A 20,343-nucleotide genomic window follows, 5' to 3' on the forward strand; every position below is an offset into this window, starting at 1 on the left:
CGATGCTTTTAATGAGTCAGGGCGGAGGCCAGTCGCTGCAGGCGGCCGCGCGCGGAGCCGTCGATCACCTGCTCGCCCGTGTCGATGATGACCCCGGCCAGCAGGGCCGGATCGACGTGGGCGGCGATGTCGATCTCGCGCTGATAGCGGCGCTTGAGCGATGCCTTGAGCTGTTCGGTCTGCGCATCGTCCAGCGCCATGGCGCTGGTCACGCGGACCTTGAGGACCGATTCGGATTCACGCTTGAGCGCGTCGAACAGCGCCTGCACCTCGACCAGCAGATGCAGACGGCCATGCGCCGCCAACTCGGCGAGGAAATGCGCGAACGGCGTGTCCTGACCGGTGCCTTCGGGCAGGTGCAGGGCCACGAGCTGCACATCCTCGACACGCGGGTCGCTGCACAGGGCAGCGATGCGTGCGTCCGAGGACACCGCGGCGGCGAAGGCCAGGGCCTGCGACCACTCGGTCAGCGTGCCTTTCTCCTGCGCCAGCTCGAAAGCGGCGCGGGCGTACGGACGGGCGAGCGTGAGGGCTTCCATCAGATTTCCGCCGCCAGCTGATCCAGCAGCGCCTTGTGCGTGCCGGCGTCGATCTCGCGCTGGACGATCTTCTCGGCGCCCTTCACGGCCAGCGAACCGACCTGCTCGCGCAGTTCGACGCGAGCGCGCTCGGCCATCGAGGCAATCTCTTCCTGCGCCATCGCCTTCTGGCGATTGATCTCGCTGACGGCGTCGGCACGGGCCTTGTCGAGAATCTGATTGGCCTGCTGCTGCGCCTTGTCGATGATCTCGGAAGCCTGCACGCGGGCCTTCTTGATCTCGTCGGCGACGCGGGCATCGGCGTCCTTCAGCTCGGCACGCGCCTTTTCGGCAGCGGCCAGGCCGTCGGCAATCTTCTTCTGCCGCTCTTCGATCGCATTGTTGATGTGCGGCCAGATGAACTGGACGCTGAACCAGATCAGGATGGCGAAAGCAATCATTTCGCCGATCAGGGTCGCGTTGAATTCCATCGCTGCGCTACCTGTGAATACGGATTACATGGAGCACGAACGCGCGATGCGTTCGTGCTCCGCAAAAACCTGCCGAAGCGGGTTCGATCAACCGCCGGTGGCGGTCTGCACGGCCGACAGCAGCGGGTTGGCGAACGCCAGCAGCATGGCCAGGGCCACGCCGATCAGGAACGCGGCGTCGATCAGACCGGCCAGCAGGAACATGGAACCCTGCAGCATCGGCTTGAGCTCCGGCTGACGCGCGGCGGACTCGAGGAACTTCGAACCCATCACGCCGATACCGATACAGGCACCCAGCGCGCCCAGACCGATGATGAGACCGATGCCGATGCCGGTGAGACCCTGCACCTGGGCGAAAAGGCTGGCGATGTGCTCCATGATGTTCTCCTGAAGAAAAGCTTCGTGTAGTGAAAGGGTTGAACGGATGTCAGTGATGATCGTGGGCCATGGAGATGTACACCACGGTCAGCACCATGAAGATGAAGGCCTGAATCGAGATGATCAGGATGTGGAAGATGCCCCAGGCGGTGTAGCCGATGATGCCGAAGCCGTACAGCAGCCAGCTTCCGGCGCTGAACAGACCGGCAATCAGCATGAACACCATCTCGCCGGCGTACATGTTGCCGAACAGTCGCATCGACAGGCTGACCGGCTTGGACAGCAGCTCGACGATGTTCAGCAGGATGTTGAACGGGGCCAGCCACGGACCGAACGGCGCCGTGAACAGCTCCTTCATGTAGCCACCGGTGCCCTTGGCCTTGAAGCTGTAGAAGATCACCAGCACCAGCACGGTGATCGACATGGCGAAGGTGACGTTGAGATCGGCGGTCGGCACGGCGCGGAAATGACTCGCGCCCGAATGTTCGGCGATCCACGGCAGCAAGTCGACCGGCAGCAGATCCATGAAGTTCATCAGGAACACCCAGACGAAGATCGTCAGGGCCAGCGGGCCGAGAATGCGGCGATCGCCGTGGAAGACGTCCTTGACCTGACCGTCGACGAATTCCAGCACCAGCTCGACGAAGGCCTGGCCCTTGCCCGGCACGCCCGGCGTGGCCTTGCGCGCCTTCATCCAGAACCACGCACTGAACAGCACGCCGAGAACCAGCGAGATCAGGATCGAATCCATGTGCACCGACCAGCTCCAGAAACCGCCCTCACCGACGTGAGGCAGGTTCCAGAACTTCATGTGGTGCTGGATATACCCGGTGAATCCACCTTCGGGCGTATTCGCCAACATGTTCAGTCCCATCGCCTATTGCTTGAATCGGAGCGCGAACAGATTGACCAGCACGGCCAGGATCAGTCCCGCTATCGCAGGCGCCGGCGGTAACTGCCAGCGCACCAATATTACGTAAAGCCCCGTGAAAACCACGGCCCACTTCAGCAGCGTCCCCAGGATCAACCGCGCCAACGCCTGCCCCGCTCCACCCGGACTGAATGCACGCGCCCCCGCGAGCGCGTTGCCCAGCGCCACAGCGAGGGCGCTGGCCAGAGCGGCGAGCGCAGCCCGCCGGCCCTGTATCAGGAAGATGAAGCCCGCCATCGCTGCCACGCCGAGCTGCCATAGAACAAGGCGCAAGGCGAGACGACGACCGGCGGCGAGGCTGTTCAGCACGCGGTTCTCCTGGCATCGGCCGCACTTTTCGGCGCAGCCCGCGCATCACCAGGCCACGGTCAAGTTAAAAAATTATAGCAGGCGCTCGAAGCGTGTCACAAGTCATGGGCGACCCGAAAAAGCCTCCTCAGGACGAGGATATGCGCGCTTTCGCCGCCCGCCTCAATCGAGCCCCTCGCAGACGGCGCCGGAGGTGCAGGTTTCGTGCACCACGACACGCGTCAGCGCCGGCAGACCGACCTTCAGGCGGGCGAAAATCCACTGTGCGATGTGTTCGCTGGTGGGATTCTCCAAGCCCTCGATCTCGTTCAGATAGTGATGGTCGAGCCGGTCGTAGAGCGGCGCGAAGGCCGCCTTGATGTCGGCGTAGTCCATGATCCAGCCGGTCTGCGCGCCCGGCGTGCCGCCGACGTGGATCTCGACCTTGAACGAATGGCCGTGCAAGCGCGCGCACTTGTGCCCTTCCGGCACGTTGGGCAGGCGATGCGCGGCCTCGATGTGGAATACCTTGAAGATCTGCATGTCGCCTATTCTAGCCGGCGGCACAGGCCTTGCGCGCGGGCGGGGCAAGTCCGACGCCATGACCCACGCGGAGGCATGGACGGACGCCATCCGCCTGCGCAGCCCATGATGGAACGACGCCGGACCCGGCGCCGCGCATCGCAGCAGGCGGCGCCCTACGCGTCGTCCTCGCCGGCCACGAGACGGACCGGACGCCACTGGTGGTCGGCATCGAGCAGGCGATGCTGGCCCTCGGGCCCTTCCGAACCAGCTGCGTAGGCCTCCGGCTTGCCACGTTTCCACGCCTTCAGCACCGGATCGAGCACGCGCCAGGCCCACTCGACCTCGTCGAAGCGCAGGAAGTGCGTGCGGTCGCCCTCCAGCGCATCCATCAGCAACTGTTCGTAGGCGGAGAATCCGCTGTCGCCGTCCTCCGCGTAGGGCGCGGTCAGGCGCACCTGGCGGCCGTCCAGCTCCAGACCGGGAATCTTGGCGTTGGCCAGCAGGGTCATGGTCTGGTTGGGCTTGATGCGGAAGATCATCCAGTTCTGCTCGGCCGCGACCTCGCCCGGCAGCGCGCCCGGATTGCGCTTGAACTGCACCGCGATCTCCGAGCAGTTGCTGGCCATGCGCTTGCCGCTGCGCAGATAGAACGGCACGCCTTCCCAGCGCCAGTTGTCGATCTCCAGCCGCAGCGCGGCGAAGGTCTCGGTGATCGAGTCCGCCGGCACGCCCGGCTCCTCGCGGTAACCGCGCAGGGTGCGCCGCCCCACCTTGCCGGCCGCGTACTGGCCGCGCACGGCGTGCTTGTCGACGGTTCTGGCAGTGAAACGCTTGACCGAGCGCAGCACCTCGACCTTGTGATCGCGCAGCACCTCGGCGTCCCAGGTCGACAGCGGCTCGATGGCGGCCAAACTGAACAGCTGCATCAGATGGTTCTGCAGCATGTCGCGCAGCGCACCGGCATGGTCGTAGTAGCCGGCGCGCTTTTCCACACCCAGCGTCTCGGCGTAGGTGATCTGCACCTGCTCGATGTGCTGCGCGTTCCACACCGGTTCCAGAAAGCGGTTGGCGAAACGGAACACCATCAGGTTCTGCGTGGTTTCCTTGCCCAGGAAGTGGTCGATGCGCAGGATCTGCAGCTCCTTCCAGTGCGCATGCATCTGCGTGCGCAGTTTCTTGGCCGAATCCAGATCGTTGCCGAACGGCTTCTCCACCACCAGCCGTCGCCAGCCGCCGCGCGGCGCTTGCGCGAAGCCGGCCTCGCCCAGCGCATCGGCCGCCGCGCCGAACAACGACGGCGGCAGCGCCAGATAGAACAGCGTGCCCGGCGACAGCAAGGGCTTCAGCGAGCCGACGGCCTCGGCCTTCAGCTCGCCGCTGCGGTAGTCCAGGCGCGCGCGGAAGCGGTCCCACTGTGCGGCGTCGAAGTCCTCGGCAAACTTCTTCAGGCCGTCGTGCACGTAGCGCTCGAAGCGCTCGTGCGACCACTGCTCCAGCGCGTAGCCGACGATGCGCAGGTCGCCGATCAGATTCAACGTATGCAGCCGATACAGCGCCGGCAGCAGCAGGCGTCGCGTCAGATCGCCGGTGGCGCCGAGGATGACCAGCGTGTTCCTGGGCTTGGCCATGCGCTCAACCCTTGTCCGCGTCGGTGTCCACTTCCTTGTGCCCGCCGAAGGCGTGGCGCATGGCGGACATCACTTTGTTGGCGAACAGGTCGTTGCCGCGCGAGGCGAAGCGGCCGAACAGCGCCGCGGTCAGCACCGGCGCGGGCACGCCCTGCTCGATCGCCGCCAGCGCGGTCCAACGGCCTTCGCCGGAGTCGGACACGCGGCCCTCGTAGTTTTCCAGCGTGGCGTCGCGGCGCATCTCGGCGGCGGTCAGGTCCAGCAGCCAGGAGCCGATTACGCTGCCGCGACGCCAGACTTCGGCGATCTCGCCCAGCGGCAGGTCGAAGCGGTAGCGTTCCGGATGTTCCAGCGGCGCGGTCTCGGCATCGACCGCGCGCTGGCTGTCGCCGATGTTGGCGTGGCGCAGGATGTTCATGCCCTCGGCGTAGGCCGCCATCAGGCCGTACTCGATGCCGTTGTGCACCATCTTCACGAAATGGCCGGCACCGCTCGGACCGCAATGCAGGTAGCCCTGTTCGGACGGCGAAGGCGCGCCCTCGCGGCCGTCCGTGCGCGGCGCGGCGTCCACGCCCGGCGCCAGCGCGGCGAACGCCGGCTCGAGATGCGCGTAGGCCGCGTCGGGCGCGCCGATCATCTGGCAGTAGCCGCGCTCGCTGCCCCACACGCCACCGCTGACGCCGACGTCCACGTACATCACGCCGCGCTTCGCCAGCGCTTCCGAGCGGCGCAGGTCGTCGACGAAATGCGAGTTGCCGCCGTCGATCAGCATGTCGCCCTCGGCCAGCAGCGGCGTGACCTGATCGGCCACCTTGTCGACCACCGCCGCCGGCAGCATCAGCCACACGGCGCGCGGCGCGGACAACTGGCCGATCAGCGCTTCGATCGAGTCGGCGGCGGTGGCGCCGCTCTCGGCCGCCTTGGCGCGGGCGTCGGCGTCGAGATCGAAGACCACGCAGTCGATGCCGGCCTTCTGCATGCGTCGCACCATGTTCAGCCCCATCCGGCCGAGGCCGATGAAACCCAGTTGCAGGCTGGTCTTGCCGCCTTCGCTCATGATGCGTTCTCCGATGCTGCGGTGGACGCCGCCGATGACGGCAGCGCGGTGCCTGCACACGCATTCGCGCGCAGACGCGATCCGCACATGGTAACGGCATCGGCTGGAACCGCGCTGCCCGCAACACGCCAGCGCGCCACGTCAGCGGACGCGCCTCGTGTTGACAGCTTTCGGCGTTGGCGGTACTGACTGGCGGGCGCGACGCCTCGTGACGGCGTCGCCGCCTTTGCTTTGCTTCACACAGGGAATGCCGATGCGCGCGTGTGCTCGTCTGCTGCTGGCCGTGAGCCTCCTGCTGCCGCTCGGCGCCTGCGCCGCGCCCGGTCGCATGGTGATTGCCGCCGCCGCCAGTCTGCATGACGTGATGGGCCGCCTGGTGACGAGCTACCGCGCCGCGCACCCCGGCGCGCGCATTGACGTCGTCTACGGCTCGTCCGGCATCCTGCTGACGCAGATCCGCCAGGGCGCGCCGTTCGATCTGTTCTTCTCCGCCGACAGCGGCTACCCGCAACAACTGGCCGACGCCAGCGGCAGCGACGGCCCGCCGGCGGTCTACGCGCTGGGCCGGCTGGTGCTGTGGAGCCGCGATCTCGACCTGGCGCACGTGCGCCTGGCCGACCTCGTCCAGCCTCGCTTCGGCCGCATCGCCATCGCCAATCCGCAGCACGCGCCGTACGGCCTGCGCGCCGAACAGGCCCTGCGCGCCGCCGGCGTGTGGTCCGCGCTGCAGCCACGCCTGGTGCAGGGCGAGAACATCGCCCAGGCCGCGCAGTTCGCGCGCAGCGGCAATGCCCGCGTCGGCCTGCTCGCCGCGTCGCTGACGCAGAGCCCGGCGATGCGGCACGGCCATGTCGCCGCGGTGCCGGACGCGATGTACCGCCCGCTGCGCCAGAGTTTCGTAGTGACCCGGCACGGCGCCGACAACGCGCTGGCGCACGACTTCGCCCACTACGCGCGCAGCGCGCCGGCACGGGCGCTGTTCGCGCGGTACGGCTTCGGCCTGCCGGCCAAAGCGCACTAAACCGCGATGCCGTGGCTGTCCGACCAGGATCTCGAAGCCCTCGCGCTGACCTTGCGTCTGGCGGCGACCGTCACGCTGCTGCTCCTCGCGCTCGGCCTGCCTCTGGCCTGGTGGCTGACCCACACGCGCTCGCGCTGGCGCAAGCCGGTCGCGGCGCTGGTGGCGCTGCCGATCGTGCTGCCGCCGACCGTACTGGGTTTCTATCTGCTGCTGTGGCTGGGGCCGCAGGGCGCGGTCGGCCGTGCGATGACGGCGCTTGGCCTGCAGACGCTGCCGTTCACCTTCGCCGGCCTGGTGGTCGCCTCGATGCTGTATTCGCTGCCGTTCGTGGTGCAACCGCTGCACGACGCCTTCGGCGCGATCGGCCGTCGCCCGCTGGAAGTTGCCGCCTGTCTTGGCGCGGGTCCGTTCGACCGCTTCGTGTCGGTGGCCCTGCCGTTGGCGCTGCCGGGCGTACTCACCGCCAGCGCGCTCGGCTTCGCGCACACCGTGGGCGAATTCGGCGTGGTGCTGATGATCGGCGGCAACATTCCCGGGCAGACGCGGGTGGCGTCGACGCAGATCTACGATTACGTGCAGAGCGGCAACTACGCGCACGCGCACCTGCTGTCGCTGAGCCTGCTGCTGATCGCGTTCCTGGCGCTGCTGGCGATATCCCTGCTGCGCACGCGGCGAAGCGCGCATGACTGACGCGAGCGGCCTCGACGCCCAACTGCGCTGGTCGCGCGACGGCTTCGACCTCGACGTCGCGCTGCAACTGCCGCCGCGCGGCGTCAGCGTGCTGTTCGGCGCGTCCGGCTCGGGCAAGACCAGCTGTCTGCGCGCGCTGGCCGGACTGGAGCCGGCCTGCACCGGACGCGTGCGCTTCGGCGACGCGCTGTGGCAGGACAGCGCGCTCCGCGTGTTCGTGCCGCCGCACAAGCGCCGCCTCGGCTACGTGGTCCAGGACGCCGGCCTGTTCGCGCATCGCAGCGTCGCCGGCAACCTCGACTACGGCTTCCGCCGCGCGGGACGGCCCGCGCACCTCGACCGCGATGCGCTGATCGACGCGTTCGGCGTGCGCGACCTGCTGCCGCGCCGCGTCCACGCGCTGTCCGGCGGCCAGCGCCAGCGCGTGGCCATCGTGCGCGCGCTGTTCGCCGATCCGGCGCTGCTGCTGTTCGACGAGCCGCTGTCGGCGCTCGACGCCGGGGCGCGCGACACGCTGCTGGGGCATCTCGAAACCCTGCACGCCACGCTGGCGACGCCGATGGTCTACGTCACCCACGCCATCGACGAGGTCACGCGCCTGGCCGATCACCTGGTGCTGCTGGACGCCGGCCGCGCGGTCGCACAGGGCTCGCTGCAGGCGACGCTGGCGCGGCTGGACCTGCCGCCGTCGCTGGTCGAGGCGATGGGCGCGGTGATCGAGGGCGAAGTCGTGCGCCATCATGCGGACGAGCATCTGGCCGAAGTGACCTTCGATGGCGGCACCCTGCTGCTGCCGCGCCGCCGCGCCGCCGTCGGGCAGACGGTGCGCTGCCGCATCGGCGCGCGCGACGTGGTGCTCTCGCTGACGCCGCCGTCGGACAGCAGCGCGCTCAACCATCTGCGCTGCCGCATCACGGCCGTGGGCGACGCCGACCATCCCTCGCAATGCCTGGTGCAGTTGCGTGCGGGAAACCAGCTGCTGCTGGCGCGCATCACGCGACGCTCCCTGCACGCGCTGGCCCTGCAGCCGGATCGCGAAGTCTGGGCGCAAGTCAAGGCCGTCGCGCTGGGCGGACAGTGAGGCACCGCCTTGCTCCCGCAGCCCATGCGAGAGGTATGCTTGCAGGCCTGATGGAGGCCCCGCGATGACCACCCTGCATCTGCAGTATTACGCCCAACTGCGCGAACAGGCCGGCGTCGGCGCCGAACGCGTGACCACCGAGGCCGCCTCGCTCGGCGAGCTGTATCGCGAACTCGCGCAGCGGCACGCCTTTTCGCTGCCGGCCGATGCGCTCAAGGTCGCGGTCAACGCGCAGTTCAGCGACTGGGACCGTCCGCTCGAAGACGGCGACACCGTCGTGTTCATTCCTCCGGTGGCCGGCGGATGAAACGCTTTGCCATCGCCGCCGACGTCATCGACACCGACGCCCTGCGCGCCGAACTGCAGGACGGCGGCAACGGCGGCTTCTGCGTGTTCGAGGGCTGGGTCCGCAACCGCAACGAGGGCCGCGCCGTCGACGGCCTGGAATACGAGGCCTACGCCGAACTGGCGCAAAGCGAAGGCGAACGCATCCTGGCCGAAGCCGGCGCGCTGCACGGCGTCGACGACCTATGCTGCGTGCACCGCACCGGGCATCTGAAGGTCGGCGAGCTGGCGGTGTGGATCGGCGCCGCATCCGCGCATCGCGACGAAGCCTTTCGCGCCTGCCGCTATGTGATCGACGCCCTCAAGCACCGGCTGCCGGTGTGGAAGAAGGAACACTATCTGGAAGGCGACACCGCCTGGGTCGCCTGCCATCACGCGCACGGCGAGCACAGCCGCACGTTCGCGCCGGACTACACGCGCCAGACGCGCCTGCGCGAAGTCGGCACGGAAGGTCAGGCCCGACTCGCCGCCGCGCGCGTGCTGGTGCTCGGCGCGGGCGGCCTCGGCAGTCCGGCGCTCACGTATCTGGCCGGAGCCGGCGTGGGTACCCTCGGCATCGTCGACGGCGACCGCCTCGAAGCCAGCAACCTGCACCGACAGACGCTGTACGACGCGCGCGACGTCGGCCTGCCCAAGGCCACGCTGGCCGCGCGCAGGCTGGCCGCGCTGAATCCGTCGGTGACGCTGCGCACCTGGACCGAGCCGCTGCACGCCGGCAACGCGGCCGACGTCTTCGCCGACTTCGACCTGGTGCTCGAATGCACCGACGACATGCGCAACCGCTACCTCAGCAACGATGCGGCCGTGGTCGCCGGCATTCCGCTGATCCTGGCCAGCGTCTACCAGTACGAAGGGCAGCTGCAGGTCGTGGAGGCCGGCGGCACGCCCTGCCTGCGTTGCCTGTGGCCGCGGGAACCGGCCGCGGACGCCATCGGCAGCTGCGCCGCGAACGGCGTACTCGGCCCGACGCCCGGCGTGCTGGGCGCGATGCAGGCGATGGAAGCGCTGAAAATCCTGCTCGACCTGCCGCGACCGCGCGAACCGGCGCTGCTGCTGGTCGATCTGCTGCAACACGACCTGCGCCGCCTGCCGATCGATCCCGCCACCGGCTGCGCCGAACACGGCGGTTGCGCGGCCGTCGCCCGGAAGGCACTCGCCGAGGCACAGCGCATCGGCGACGTGGACCGACGCTTCACGCGGCTGGACGAAGCCGCGGCCGCCGGCTACCGATTGGTCGATGTGCGCGACGCGGAGGAGATCGCGACCCACCCGGCGGACTGCGCGACGCTGCACATCCCGGCCGCGCAGATCGCCGAGCGCGCCGCCGCACTCGGCGAAGATCGCTGCCTGCTGTTCTGCGCCACCGGCCGACGCAGCCGCGACGCGGCTGAACGCCTGCGCCGGCAGGGCCGCGGTGAAACCTATTCGCTGCTCGGCGGACTGGCCGCACTCGACACCGAGCGCGCGCGCACCCATTCCTGAATCGGCGGCGGTGCCGCCTCAGTGCGCCGCGTCCCGCGGCGTCGCGGTATACAGGCTGGAACCGGCAGCATCGCCTACGTCCCGTGGCTGCCGCTGCCATCGAAGCTTGATCTCAACCGCAACCGCTTGCGCAGGGCGCCAAGACCCCACGAAATCCTCGGGCAACAAAAAACCGCGCCGGAGCGCGGTTCTTTCGACCATTCCGGAACATCCGGGTTGGCCGCATTGGTGGCTAGGGGCGGAATCGAACCGCCGACCTCAGCATTATGAGTGCCGCGCTCTAACCGTCTGAGCTACCTAGCCATAGGCGGGGCCTGAATGCATCGCCGCAGGGCGCGGCGCACAGGCAAGGCGCGGAAGTTTAGTCGCGTGAGGCCCAGCATTCAAGGGTGTCTTGCCGGTTCTTCGCTCACTGTGGTTGAATCGGAAGCAAGCGTCATGCCGCAACCATCCACTGTTTGCGATGGCTCGGCGCAGGCGCAAGCGGTTGAGGAGACCGGCATGATCGACGCCGATGGATATCGCCCGAACGTGGGCATCGTGCTGCTGAACGGCGACGGCCGCCTGTTCTGGGCACGTCGCGTGCGGCGCGATGGCTGGCAGTTTCCGCAGGGCGGCATGCGCAGCGACGAGACGCCGCTGGAAGCCATGTACCGCGAGCTCGAAGAGGAGACCGGCCTGGCCGCCGAGCACGTCGAAGTGCTGGCCACCACGCCCGGCTGGCTGCGTTATCGCCTGCCCAACCGCTACGTGCGTCGTCATCAGCAGCCGCAATGCATCGGCCAGAAGCAGGTCTGGTTCCTGCTGCGCTTCACCGGCCACGAGCAGCATCTGCGCCTGGACGCCAGCGAGACGCCGGAGTTCGATTCCTGGCGCTGGGTCGACTTCTGGTACCCCGCCGAGCACGTGGTGTCGTTCAAGCGCCGTGTCTACGAGCGCGCCCTGCGCCAGTTCGCGCCGCTGGTCGAACGCGCCTGCCGCATCCGCATCGAGCATCCGCAACGCCGCCGCGACAGCGGCTCGGCCGACATCGCCGCCGCCTGAGCTGACGGACCTCGGTTCGCCTCTCGCGCCCTCGTCAGCGACGGCCGCCTGGCGGGGCGCGGTCAGCCTGCGTTTAAGTGTTTATTGACAATCATTCCCATTTGCGTTTGAATTTCCACTGGAGGTTCAAGCCATGTATGTCTGCATCTGCAACGCGGTCACCCAATCCGATATCCGTCGCCACGCGGAGAACGGCGTGCGTGACTTTGCCGAACTGCAGTCGCGCACCAACTGCTCGACCTGCTGCGGCTGCTGCGAGGCCGAGGCCCGCCACACCCTGAACCAGGCCGTGCACGCCGCGCAGACCACGCATCTGCCGCTGACCGTTGCCGCCTGAGCGGTCGCATATCATCCCTATTCGCATTTCTGCATCGCCTGCCTCCGCAGCGCTATAGTCGTGCGTCGTACCCAAGCGCGCCACGTGAGCGCGCGTCAAGCACGCGAAGGAGAACGGCATGAAAGGCGACGCCAAGATCATCGGACACCTGAACAAGGCGCTGCAGAACGAGCTGACCGCCATCAACCAGTACTTCCTGCATGCCCGCATGTACAAGAACTGGGGGTACAAGGAGCTGGCCGACCACGAGTACGAGGAATCGATCGACGAGATGAAGCATGCCGACATGCTCATCGAGCGCATCCTGTTCCTTGAGGGTCTGCCCAACCTGCAGCAGCTGGGCAAGCTGCTGATCGGCGAATCGCCGAAGGAAGCGCTGGCCTGCGACCTGAAACTGGAGATGGCTGCGGTGCCCGACCTGAAGGCCGCCATCGTCGACTGCGAGAAGCTCGGCGACTACGTCAGCCGCGAACTGTTCGAGAAGATCCTCGAATCCGAGGAAGAGCACATCGACTGGCTGGAAACCCAGCTCGAGCTGATCGGCAAGCTGGGCGAGGTGCCGTACCTGCAGACCAAGATCGGCAGCTGATCGATCGGCAGCTGATCGGTCCAACCCGCACACCCAAAAAAGCCGGCGCCCCGAAGGTGCCGGCTTTTTGCTTTCCTGCGCCCGTCGCCGCGACGGCTCAGCCCGGCTTGACCACCACCAGGATCACGATGGCGATCAGCAGCACGGCGGGAATCTCGTTGAAGATGCGCAGCGCGCGGCTGGACCAGTGCAGCGCATCGCGACGGGCGTCGCGCACCATCTTGATCAGCATGCCGTGATAGCCGATCAGCAGCAGCACCAGGCCCAGCTTGGCGTGGAACCACCAGCCGCTCATCAGGTACGCCGGGCTGTGCGCCAGCCACCAGGCCATCGTCGCCAGACCGAAACCGACCGCCAGCAGGCCGCCGATGTGGGTGATGCCCAGCAGACGCCGCTGCATCACCTTCAGCCGTTCGCGCACGGCCGGCTCCTCGGCCTCGACGAAATACACGAACAGACGCGGCAGATAGAACAGCCCGGCGAACCAGGTCACCACGAAGATGATGTGAAAGGCCTTCAACCAGAGCACGGCGCGTATCCGCTGCGGAAAACAGTGTCGAAGTATACGCATCTGCGCCGCCCGCCTTGACGCTCGTTCCGGGCGATGGCTATATGGGTTCTTTCCCAGGGCTGACCATGAGCATTCGTCCCCCGCCCCGCTACGCCGTGCATCCGGTACACGCCCCGCCTGCCCGTCCGCGGAGCAAGTGGTGGTGGGCGCTCGGCTGGGCGGTGTCCCTGCTGATCGCGATCGCGATCGGCTACGTGCTCGGCAACCGCGGCCCGGCCGTGGTCCCCGGCAGCGGCCACAACGCGCGCCAGCTGGCGGCCGAGAACGCCGATCTGAAGCAACAGCTGGCCATCGCCCAGCGTTCGCAGCAGGTCGCCAGCGTGGCCACCAAGAAGCTCACCGACAATCTCGCCGAGCGTGACGAGCAGATCAACGGCCTGCGCGCCGACCTGGCCTTCTATTCGCGACTGGTCGGCGGCGGCGCGCAGCACCAGGGCCTGCAGTTGCAGATGGTGCATGTCGCGCCGGTGCCCAACTCGCGCGCCTGGAACATCGAGCTGACCCTGACCCGCAACGCCAAGCGCGGCGACGACATCAGCGGACACGCCGAGATCGACATCGACGGCGTGCGCTCGGGCACGCTCGCGCGCATGCACTGGAAAGACATCAGCGCACCGGATCAGAAGGACGGCATGGCCTTCAAGTTCAAGTACTTCCAGCAGCTGCACGGCACCGTGATGCTGCCCAAGGACTTCACGCCGAACCGGTTGCGCATCAGCATCAGCCCCGACGGGGCGAAGACCACCACGCAAAGCATGTCCTGGACGGACGCGCTGAAGAATCCGGAGAACACCGACCATGTGGAATAGCAACCAGCGCAAGCCCGCCAGCACGGGCGACCATTCCCACGCCAACGACACCAGCCTGATCGCCTCGGGCACCCGCATCAAGGGCGACGTGCACTTCAGCGGCGCACTGCACCTGGATGGCGTCATCGAGGGCAGCGTCAGCGCCGACACCGACAGCAACGCCGTGTTCACGCTCAGCGAACAGGGCCGCGTCACTGGCGAGATCCACGTCCCGCACGCGGTCATCAACGGCATCGTCAAGGGCAACATCCACGCCGGCGAGCGGCTGGAGCTGGCCGCGCAGGCCTGCGTCGAGGGCGACGTGCACTACCGCGTGCTGGAAATGGCCGCCGGCGCGCAGATCAACGGCCGCATGGTGCACCAGAAGGAAAGCCCGCGGCAGATCACCCATCAGGCCGAGGAAGCCAGCGGCGTCTTCGACGACGACGTGGTGATGGACAGCGGCAAGGCCTGAAACGCCGCGCCGCACTTGAGCCGGCGCGACGTGGCCCCCATCTGGTTTCCAGCGGTCGCTTGCCGCGCAGGAACCGAAGCGCCACACTTGTCATCATGAACACCGTCATCCTGGACATGCCCGACTACCGCACCGGCGGCGCGCCGCTGGTGTTCACCGACGCGGCCGCGCACAAGGTGCGCGAGCTGATCGACGAAGAGGGCAACCCGTCGCTGAAGCTGCGCGTGTACATCACCGGCGGCGGCTGCTCGGGTTTCCAGTACGGCTTCACCTTCGACGAGGAACAGGCCGAGGACGACCTGGCGCTGGACAAGGAAGGCGTCACCCTGCTCGTCGATCCGCTGTCGCTGCAGTATCTGACCGGCGCCGAGATCGACTACGCCGAGAGCCTCAGCGGCGCGCAGTTCGTGATCCGCAATCCCAACGCCAGCACCACCTGCGGCTGCGGCTCCTCGTTCTCGATGTAAGCCGGGCGCAGGTTCCGTGGACCTCGCCCGACAGCCCCCGCTGAACACCTTTGCCGGACTGGCGCTCGAACGCGCGGCCGAACGCCGCGAAGACGACGCCTGGCTGCATGCGCTGCAACGCGACGACGCCACCCGCTTTCTGGTGCTCGATCCCGACGCCCAGCTGTTCGCCGACGCCGAGGGCCTCCGGCCACGGCTGCTGACGCCGGACGAACGCGCCACCCTGCTGCCGGACGCCGACGCCAGCCTGCTCGGCGTCGATGCCGGCGGGCGCGGCCACTTCCTGCTGCGCGCCGACGCGATCCAGGCCGCGCGCATGGACGCCACGCTCGATACGCAGCGCATCCATCTGCGCAAGGCCGGCATGCTGTTCGACGCCTTCGACGCCGGCCTGTTCGCCTACGCCAGCGGCCTCGCCCACTGGCAGGCGCGGCACCGCTTCTGCCCGGCCTGCGGCGGCGCCCTGGAACTGCTCGCCGCCGGCCATCGCGCGCGCTGCACCCGCTGCGGTCAGTTGCAGTTCCCGCGCAGCGATCCGGCCATCATCGTCATCGTCGAACACGACGGCGCCTGCCTGCTGGGCCGCCAGGCCAGCTGGCCCGAAGGGCGCTACTCCACGCTGGCCGGCTTCGTCGAGCCGGGCGAATCGCTGGAAGACGCCGTGCGCCGCGAGGTGGCCGAGGAAGCCGGCGTTGCCGTCGGCGCCTGTCACTACCACTCCTCGCAGCCCTGGCCGTTCCCGGCCTCGCTGATGCTCGGCTTCACCGCCCACGCCCGCAGCCGCGCCATCGAACTGCGCGACGGCGAACTGGAACACGCCCGCTGGTTCACGCCGGAGCAACTGATCGAGGGCATCGAGCAGGGCAGCCTGCTCGCGCCGACACGGCTGTCGGTGTCGTGGCGACTGATCGAGCACTGGTTGCGCGAACGCGCCGGCATCGAGCTCGGCGCATTGTGCGAAGCCGCCGCCACGACCTGACCGGCGCGGCCCGCTACAATCGTCGAAAGCTTTCTTCGCCCGCAATCCGGAGTCGAACCCGTCATGGCTATACGTCTGCTGGTCGTTCTGGTGGTCATGCTGCTGATCCACCTGCTGCCGCACATGCCCAAGTACCGCCGTCACGGCTGGTTCCATCGCTGGACCGAGCACCATGCCGACAGCGACGGCGCGACCTTCGTCGCCTGGACCCTGCTGCCGCCGCTGATCCTGTGCGCCGTGGTGTCCATCGTGCTGTCGCAGATTCCGCTGATGACCGCGCTGTGGGGCCTGTTCGCGGGCTGCGTGCTGGCCTACAGCCTGGGTCCGCGCGATCTGGAGCGCGACATCGACGCCGTGCTCAAGGCCGGCGACCGCGACAGCCGCCTCGCCGCCGCGCAGTCCCTGCGCGCCACCGACGACGCCGCACCGCTGCCGTTCACCGCGCCGTGCCTGGTCGAGGCCGCGGTGTGGGCCGGTCTGCGCCGGCGCTTCGCGGTGATCTTCTGGTTCCTGCTGCTGGGCCCGACCGGCGCGCTCGGCTACCGCCTGGTGCGCCTGCTGCTGGTCGACCCGCCCGAAGGCGAAGACGACACGGATGCCGGCGAGACTTCGACACCCGCGCGCGGCCGCGCGGCGGCACGTCGCCTCGGCGAACTGCTGGACTGGCCCGCCGCGCACCTGATGGTGCTGGCGATGGCGCTGGTATCTGACTTCGACGCCGTGACCCGCGCCTGGCGCGAATGGCACGCCGACGCCGGCAACGCCGCGCGCAACTTCGACCCGGGCTTCCTGGGCGCGGTGGCACGCGCCAGCGTGGACGCCGACGTGGAAGCCGGCGACGGCGGCATCGAGGACACCAACGACGTGCTGGTCGAACTCGGCGACGCGCGGCGCCTGCTGCGCCGGGTGCTGGTGGTCTGGCTGGCCGTGGCCGCGCTGATCGTGCTGGGCGGCTGGTTCGTCTGAGCCAGCGCGCCTGAAGCACGCCACGCTGCGTCACCGCGTTCTCCGCTTGCCGAGCGCGGTACGCAACACCTCACCGACCAGTGCGGAGCAGCGCCTCCAGCTCGTGGACATGCCGGGACCGCGCCAATCCCTCCGCACCTGCCGTCGCGCAGGCCGCATACCAACGCGCGCGCGCCAGCGCAGTCTGCAGCATCACGCGTCGAACAGCCGCTGCCGCACCCACGCTGGCACGTTGCAACGCCCATGCCGCGTAATCGCGATCCAACGGCCAATCGAGCAGATCGGCTTCCGACGACAGGCGCGCGAGTACGGCCTCGGCTTCGTCCACCGTCGCCGCACGGGCCACGCTGGACACCATGCGATCGACGGCCTCTGTACTCACACCCGCTCGCGCCAACGCCGCCACCGTTTGTCGCCACGCATCCATCTGCGGACCCTCAGGCTTCCGCACCGCGCAGCTCGCGCACGCGCGCTTCCAGCGCGGCCGCATCGACACCCTCGGGCGCCACCGGCGCACCGACGACCAGTTCGATACGCGCACGGAAGCGTCGCGGCAGGCGCGCGCGGCGCAGGAAGTTGTCGCGGCGGCTGAACACACTGCCCCACAGTCCGCGCAGCGCCATCGGCACCACAGGTACCGGACGCCGTTCCAGCACGCGGCTGATGCCGGGCTTGAACGGCGCGATCTCGCCATCGGCGGTCAGTCCACCCTCGGGATACAGGCACACCACTTCGCCCGCCTCCAACGCCGCGTCGATGGCGTCGTAGGCTTGCTGCAGCAGCTCCGGGTCTTCCTTGGCGCCGGCGATGGGAATCGCGCCGGCCATGCGGAACAGCGGCCGCAGCAACGGCAGCCGGTAGATGCGGTAGTACATGACGAAGCGCACCGGCCGTCGCACGCAGGCCATCACGATCAGCGGATCGGTGAAAGCGACGTGATTGCACACCAGCAGCGCCGGCCCGTGCTCGGGAATGCGATCGATGCCTTCGCGGCGGATGCGGTACAGCGTGTTGACCAGTAGCCAGCCGAAGAAGCGCAGCGGAAATTCCGGCACCAGCGTGAAGATGTACACCGCCACCGCGGCGTTCATCACCGCCACCGTCAGGAACAGCTGCGGCACGCTCAGGCCGACGCCCAGCAGCACGATGCCGAAGGCCGCCGCCAGCACCATGAACAGCGAGTTGATGATGTTGGTGCCGGCGATGATGCGCGACAGCTGGCTGCGCTCGGCGCGTTCCTGCACCAGCGCGAACAGCGGCACGATGTAGAAGCCCGACACCATGCCGATCAGGACCAGGTCGATGGCGATGTGCCAGCCGCCCGCGCCGCTCAGCATGCTCCACCAGTTCTGCTCGCGCAGCAGCGCTTCGTGCGGCCGCACGAAATACAGGTCGATGCCGAACACGGTCATGCCAGCCGCGCCCAGCGGCACCAGACCCGGTTCCACCTTGCCGCCCGACAGCCGCTCGCACAGCAGCGAGCCGACGCCGATGCCGATGGAGAACAGCGCCAGCGCCAGGGTCAGCACGCTGGCGTCGCCGCCCAGGTAATTGCGCGTGTACAGCGGCAGTTGCACGGTGAGCGTGGCGCCGTAGAACCAGAACCAGGAGATGCCGAGAATGGCGTTGAACACCGTGCGGTTGCGGGTCGTGAAACCGAGCACGCGCCAGGTCTCGACGAACGGGTTCCACTCGAAGCGCAGGTCCGGCGCGGTCGCCGGCGAAGGCGGAATCGCGCGGCTAGCGAGGTAGCCAGCCAGGGCCACGCCGATCACCGCTGCCGAGGCCAGTTGCGGGCCGAGGTGCGGCACCGCCATCAACGCGTTGCCGGCCACCGAACCCAGCAGGATCGACAGCGAAGTGCCGGTCTCGACCAGACCGTTGCCGCCGACCAGTTCACTGGGATGCAAGGTCTGCGGCAGGATCGAATACTTGATCGGACCGAACAGCGTCGACTGCAGGCCCATCAGGAACAGCACTGCCAGCAGCATGCCCGGACTGGCCAGCATGAACGCCACCGAGGCCAGCGCCATCACCGCCACCTCCATCGCCTTGACGATGCGGATCAGGCGCGCCTTCTCCATGCGCTCGGCGAGCTGGCCGGCGCTGGCCGAGAACAGGAAGAACGGCGCGATGAACAGCGCCAGCGCGATGTTGTTGTAGGTGCTCAGCGCCTGCGAAGACATGCCCAGGCGGAACGTGGCCATGCCGATCAAGGCGTAGCGGAACGCATTGTCGTTAAACGCACCCAGCGCCTGAGTCAGAAAGAACGGCGCAAAGCGGCGCTTGCCCAGCAAGGCGAACTGACTCATCCGGTGTCCCCCACGAAACTCCGGCCAAGCCTAGCGCAAAACGCGGACGCCGCGATGACAGCCGCGCCGGCACCCCGCGCTCAATCGCGACGCAAAGCCCGATGACCGATATCGCGACGATAGAACACGCCGTCGAAACGGATGTTCTTGGCGCAGTCGTAGGCACGCTCGCGCGCCGTGCCCAGATCGTCGCCCAGCGCGCACACCGTCAGCACGCGACCGCCGGCGGTCACCGTCGCGCCATCCGCATCGCGCTTGGTGCCGGCGTGGAAGACCTTCACGTCCTTGCCGAAGGCGCCGTCCAGACCATGGATCGGCAGACCGCTGCGCACCTTGCCCGGGTAACCGCCCGAGGCCAGCACCACGCCAATCGCCGGGCGCGGGTCCCACTTCGCCTCGGTCTGGTCCAGACGGCCGTCCAGCGCGGCCTCGACCAGATCCACCAGGTCCGACTGCAGACGCATCATGATCGGCTGCGTCTCCGGATCGCCGAAGCGCACGTTGAACTCGACCACCTTCGGCGCGCCGCGCTTGTCGATCATCAGACCGGCGTAGAGGAAGCCGATGAACGGCGCGCCCTCGGCCGCCATGCCGCGCAGGGTCGGCTCGATGACTTCGCGCTGGATGCGCTTCTCGACCTCCGGCGTGACCACCGGCGCCGGCGTGTACGCACCCATGCCGCCGGTGTTCGGGCCGAGATCGCCCTCGTCGCGGCGCTTGTGGTCCTGGCTGGACACCATCGGCAGGAAGTTGTGGCCGTCGCTCATGACGATGTAGCTGGCTTCCTCGCCCTCGAGAAATTCCTCGATCACCACCCGCGCCGAGGCGTCGCCGAAGGCGTGCGCGCCGAGCATGTCGTGCAGCGCCTGCTCGGCGTCGGCGACGGTCAGCGCCACCACCACGCCCTTGCCGGCGGCCAGACCGTCGGCCTTGATGACGATGGGCGCACGATGCTGGCGCACGTGGTCGAGCGCCCGGTTCAGTTCGGTGAATACCGCGTAGCGCGCGGTGGGAATGTTGTGACGCTGCAGAAAATCCTTGCTGAAGGCCTTGGAGCCTTCCAGCTGCGCGGCGATGGCGCGCGGGCCGAAGCAGCGCAGGCCGGCGGCGCGGAAGCGGTCGACCACGCCCGCCACCAGCGGCGCTTCCGGGCCGACCACGGTCAGCTCCACGGCCTCGTCGCGCGCCAGCTGCAGCAGCGCCGCGGGATCGGAGGCATCGACCGCGACATTGCGCATGCCCGGCTCGACCGCGGTGCCGGCGTTGCCCGGCGCGACCAGCACCTCGCTGACGCGGCGCGATTGACGGATCTTCCACGCCAACGCGTGTTCGCGACCGCCGCCGCCGATCACCAGAACTTTCATGCCTTGCTCCACATCA

Annotated in this window: 25 protein-coding genes and 1 tRNA gene; 13 read left to right on the top strand and 13 right to left on the bottom strand. The window is 68.2% G+C overall.

Annotated features, from left to right (window positions below; all coding sequences use genetic code 11):
• Positions 1–8: 8 nt before the first annotated feature.
• From LF63_RS14455 to gnd, 8 genes are all read right to left on the bottom strand, one after another.
• Positions 9–542, bottom strand: a complete 534-nt coding sequence (locus LF63_RS14455) for a F0F1 ATP synthase subunit delta (RefSeq protein WP_043104277.1) — start codon at positions 540–542, stop codon at positions 9–11.
• Positions 539–1,009, bottom strand: a complete 471-nt coding sequence (locus tag LF63_RS14460; RefSeq protein WP_043104280.1) for a F0F1 ATP synthase subunit B — start codon at positions 1,007–1,009, stop codon at positions 539–541. Before LF63_RS14460 ends, LF63_RS14455 begins: the two co-directional genes overlap by 4 nt.
• 87 nt (positions 1,010–1,096) lie before the next feature.
• Positions 1,097–1,387 (bottom strand): F0F1 ATP synthase subunit C, encoded by a 291-nt coding sequence (gene atpE, locus LF63_RS14465; protein WP_043104283.1) that lies wholly within the window; start codon positions 1,385–1,387, stop codon positions 1,097–1,099.
• A gap of 49 nt (positions 1,388–1,436) precedes the next feature.
• A complete protein-coding gene (gene atpB, locus LF63_RS14470) occupies positions 1,437–2,246 on the bottom strand; it encodes a F0F1 ATP synthase subunit A (protein ID WP_081945304.1) in 810 nt (269 codons plus the stop codon).
• An 18-nt stretch (positions 2,247–2,264) separates the two neighbouring features.
• Positions 2,265–2,627, bottom strand: a complete 363-nt coding sequence (locus LF63_RS14475; protein ID WP_043104287.1) for a hypothetical protein — start codon at positions 2,625–2,627, stop codon at positions 2,265–2,267.
• A 162-nt stretch (positions 2,628–2,789) separates the two neighbouring features.
• Positions 2,790–3,149, bottom strand: coding sequence for a 6-carboxytetrahydropterin synthase QueD (queD, locus tag LF63_RS14480; RefSeq protein WP_043104290.1), 360 nt, complete (start codon positions 3,147–3,149; stop codon positions 2,790–2,792).
• 155 nt (positions 3,150–3,304) lie between these two features.
• Positions 3,305–4,759: a glucose-6-phosphate dehydrogenase gene (gene zwf, locus LF63_RS14485; RefSeq protein WP_043104292.1), complete on the bottom strand. Its 1,455-nt coding sequence runs from the start codon at positions 4,757–4,759 to the stop codon at positions 3,305–3,307.
• Between the two features lie 4 nt (positions 4,760–4,763).
• The gene (gnd, locus tag LF63_RS14490) at positions 4,764–5,792 is read right to left on the bottom strand and encodes a phosphogluconate dehydrogenase (NAD(+)-dependent, decarboxylating) (protein WP_184655136.1); all 1,029 of its coding nucleotides are present in this window, start codon (positions 5,790–5,792) and stop codon (positions 4,764–4,766) included.
• Between the two features lie 277 nt (positions 5,793–6,069).
• Between gnd and modA the strand changes: the two genes are divergently transcribed.
• The 5 genes from modA to LF63_RS14515 all read left to right on the top strand — a co-directional run bounded on the left by modA (position 6,070) and on the right by LF63_RS14515 (position 10,435).
• The gene (modA, locus tag LF63_RS14495) at positions 6,070–6,837 is read left to right on the top strand and encodes a molybdate ABC transporter substrate-binding protein (RefSeq protein WP_052395323.1); all 768 of its coding nucleotides are present in this window, start codon (positions 6,070–6,072) and stop codon (positions 6,835–6,837) included.
• A 6-nt stretch (positions 6,838–6,843) separates the two neighbouring features.
• The gene (modB, locus tag LF63_RS14500) at positions 6,844–7,527 is read left to right on the top strand and encodes a molybdate ABC transporter permease subunit (RefSeq protein WP_043104298.1); all 684 of its coding nucleotides are present in this window, start codon (positions 6,844–6,846) and stop codon (positions 7,525–7,527) included.
• Positions 7,520–8,608: a molybdenum ABC transporter ATP-binding protein gene (gene modC, locus LF63_RS14505; RefSeq protein WP_043104299.1), complete on the top strand. Its 1,089-nt coding sequence runs from the start codon at positions 7,520–7,522 to the stop codon at positions 8,606–8,608. Before modB ends, modC begins: the two co-directional genes overlap by 8 nt.
• A 64-nt stretch (positions 8,609–8,672) precedes the next feature.
• Complete coding sequence (locus LF63_RS14510) at positions 8,673–8,915, top strand: MoaD/ThiS family protein (protein WP_043104301.1); 243 nt, start codon at positions 8,673–8,675, stop codon at positions 8,913–8,915.
• Positions 8,912–10,435 carry a ThiF family adenylyltransferase gene (locus tag LF63_RS14515; protein WP_043104302.1) on the top strand — a complete coding sequence of 508 codons (1,524 nt, stop codon included), beginning with the start codon at positions 8,912–8,914 and terminating at the stop codon, positions 10,433–10,435. The genes LF63_RS14510 and LF63_RS14515 overlap by 4 nt, the downstream gene beginning before the upstream one ends.
• A gap of 226 nt (positions 10,436–10,661) precedes the next feature.
• Here LF63_RS14515 and LF63_RS14520 read toward each other — a convergent pair.
• Positions 10,662–10,738: transfer RNA gene (locus LF63_RS14520), tRNA-Met, on the bottom strand.
• Between the two features lie 198 nt (positions 10,739–10,936).
• Between LF63_RS14520 and LF63_RS14525 the strand changes: the two genes are divergently transcribed.
• From LF63_RS14525 to bfr, 3 genes are all read left to right on the top strand, one after another.
• Positions 10,937–11,479 (top strand): RNA pyrophosphohydrolase, encoded by a 543-nt coding sequence (locus tag LF63_RS14525; protein ID WP_043104305.1) that lies wholly within the window; start codon positions 10,937–10,939, stop codon positions 11,477–11,479.
• A gap of 133 nt (positions 11,480–11,612) precedes the next feature.
• Positions 11,613–11,816, top strand: coding sequence for a (2Fe-2S)-binding protein (locus LF63_RS14530; protein WP_043104307.1), 204 nt, complete (start codon positions 11,613–11,615; stop codon positions 11,814–11,816).
• A gap of 118 nt (positions 11,817–11,934) precedes the next feature.
• Entirely contained in the window at positions 11,935–12,405 is a 471-nt protein-coding gene (gene bfr, locus LF63_RS14535) for a bacterioferritin (protein WP_043104313.1), read from the top strand.
• Positions 12,406–12,502: 97 nt separating this feature from the next.
• Here bfr and LF63_RS14540 read toward each other — a convergent pair whose 3' ends face one another.
• Entirely contained in the window at positions 12,503–12,934 is a 432-nt protein-coding gene (locus LF63_RS14540) for a CopD family protein (protein WP_043104314.1), read from the bottom strand.
• A gap of 107 nt (positions 12,935–13,041) precedes the next feature.
• Between LF63_RS14540 and LF63_RS14545 the strand changes: the two genes are divergently transcribed.
• The 5 genes from LF63_RS14545 to LF63_RS14565 all read left to right on the top strand — a co-directional run bounded on the left by LF63_RS14545 (position 13,042) and on the right by LF63_RS14565 (position 16,651).
• Positions 13,042–13,785 (top strand): DUF6776 family protein, encoded by a 744-nt coding sequence (locus LF63_RS14545; protein WP_043104316.1) that lies wholly within the window; start codon positions 13,042–13,044, stop codon positions 13,783–13,785.
• Entirely contained in the window at positions 13,775–14,239 is a 465-nt protein-coding gene (locus LF63_RS14550; protein ID WP_043104318.1) for a bactofilin family protein, read from the top strand. Before LF63_RS14545 ends, LF63_RS14550 begins: the two co-directional genes overlap by 11 nt.
• 95 nt (positions 14,240–14,334) lie before the next feature.
• On the top strand, positions 14,335–14,706 hold the full coding sequence (erpA, locus tag LF63_RS14555) for an iron-sulfur cluster insertion protein ErpA (protein ID WP_043104319.1): 372 nt from the start codon (positions 14,335–14,337) through the stop codon (positions 14,704–14,706).
• 16 nt (positions 14,707–14,722) lie between these two features.
• Positions 14,723–15,685: an NAD(+) diphosphatase gene (nudC, locus tag LF63_RS14560; protein WP_043104323.1), complete on the top strand. Its 963-nt coding sequence runs from the start codon at positions 14,723–14,725 to the stop codon at positions 15,683–15,685.
• 63 nt (positions 15,686–15,748) lie between these two features.
• Positions 15,749–16,651 carry a hypothetical protein gene (locus tag LF63_RS14565; protein WP_043104326.1) on the top strand — a complete coding sequence of 301 codons (903 nt, stop codon included), beginning with the start codon at positions 15,749–15,751 and terminating at the stop codon, positions 16,649–16,651.
• Between the two features lie 70 nt (positions 16,652–16,721).
• On the opposite strand, the gene LF63_RS14570 is transcribed toward LF63_RS14565, so the two are convergent.
• The 3 genes from LF63_RS14570 to purD all read right to left on the bottom strand — a co-directional run bounded on the left by LF63_RS14570 (position 16,722) and on the right by purD (position 20,327).
• Entirely contained in the window at positions 16,722–17,078 is a 357-nt protein-coding gene (locus LF63_RS14570; protein WP_161782356.1) for a hypothetical protein, read from the bottom strand.
• A gap of 10 nt (positions 17,079–17,088) precedes the next feature.
• Positions 17,089–18,963: an MFS transporter gene (locus tag LF63_RS14575; RefSeq protein ID WP_043104332.1), complete on the bottom strand. Its 1,875-nt coding sequence runs from the start codon at positions 18,961–18,963 to the stop codon at positions 17,089–17,091.
• Between the two features lie 80 nt (positions 18,964–19,043).
• The gene (gene purD / locus LF63_RS14580) at positions 19,044–20,327 is read right to left on the bottom strand and encodes a phosphoribosylamine--glycine ligase (protein WP_043104334.1); all 1,284 of its coding nucleotides are present in this window, start codon (positions 20,325–20,327) and stop codon (positions 19,044–19,046) included.
• Positions 20,328–20,343 lie beyond the last annotated feature (16 nt).

This window comes from Oleiagrimonas soli (assembly GCF_000761445.1).
GTDB lineage: Bacteria > Pseudomonadota > Gammaproteobacteria > Xanthomonadales > Rhodanobacteraceae > Oleiagrimonas > Oleiagrimonas soli.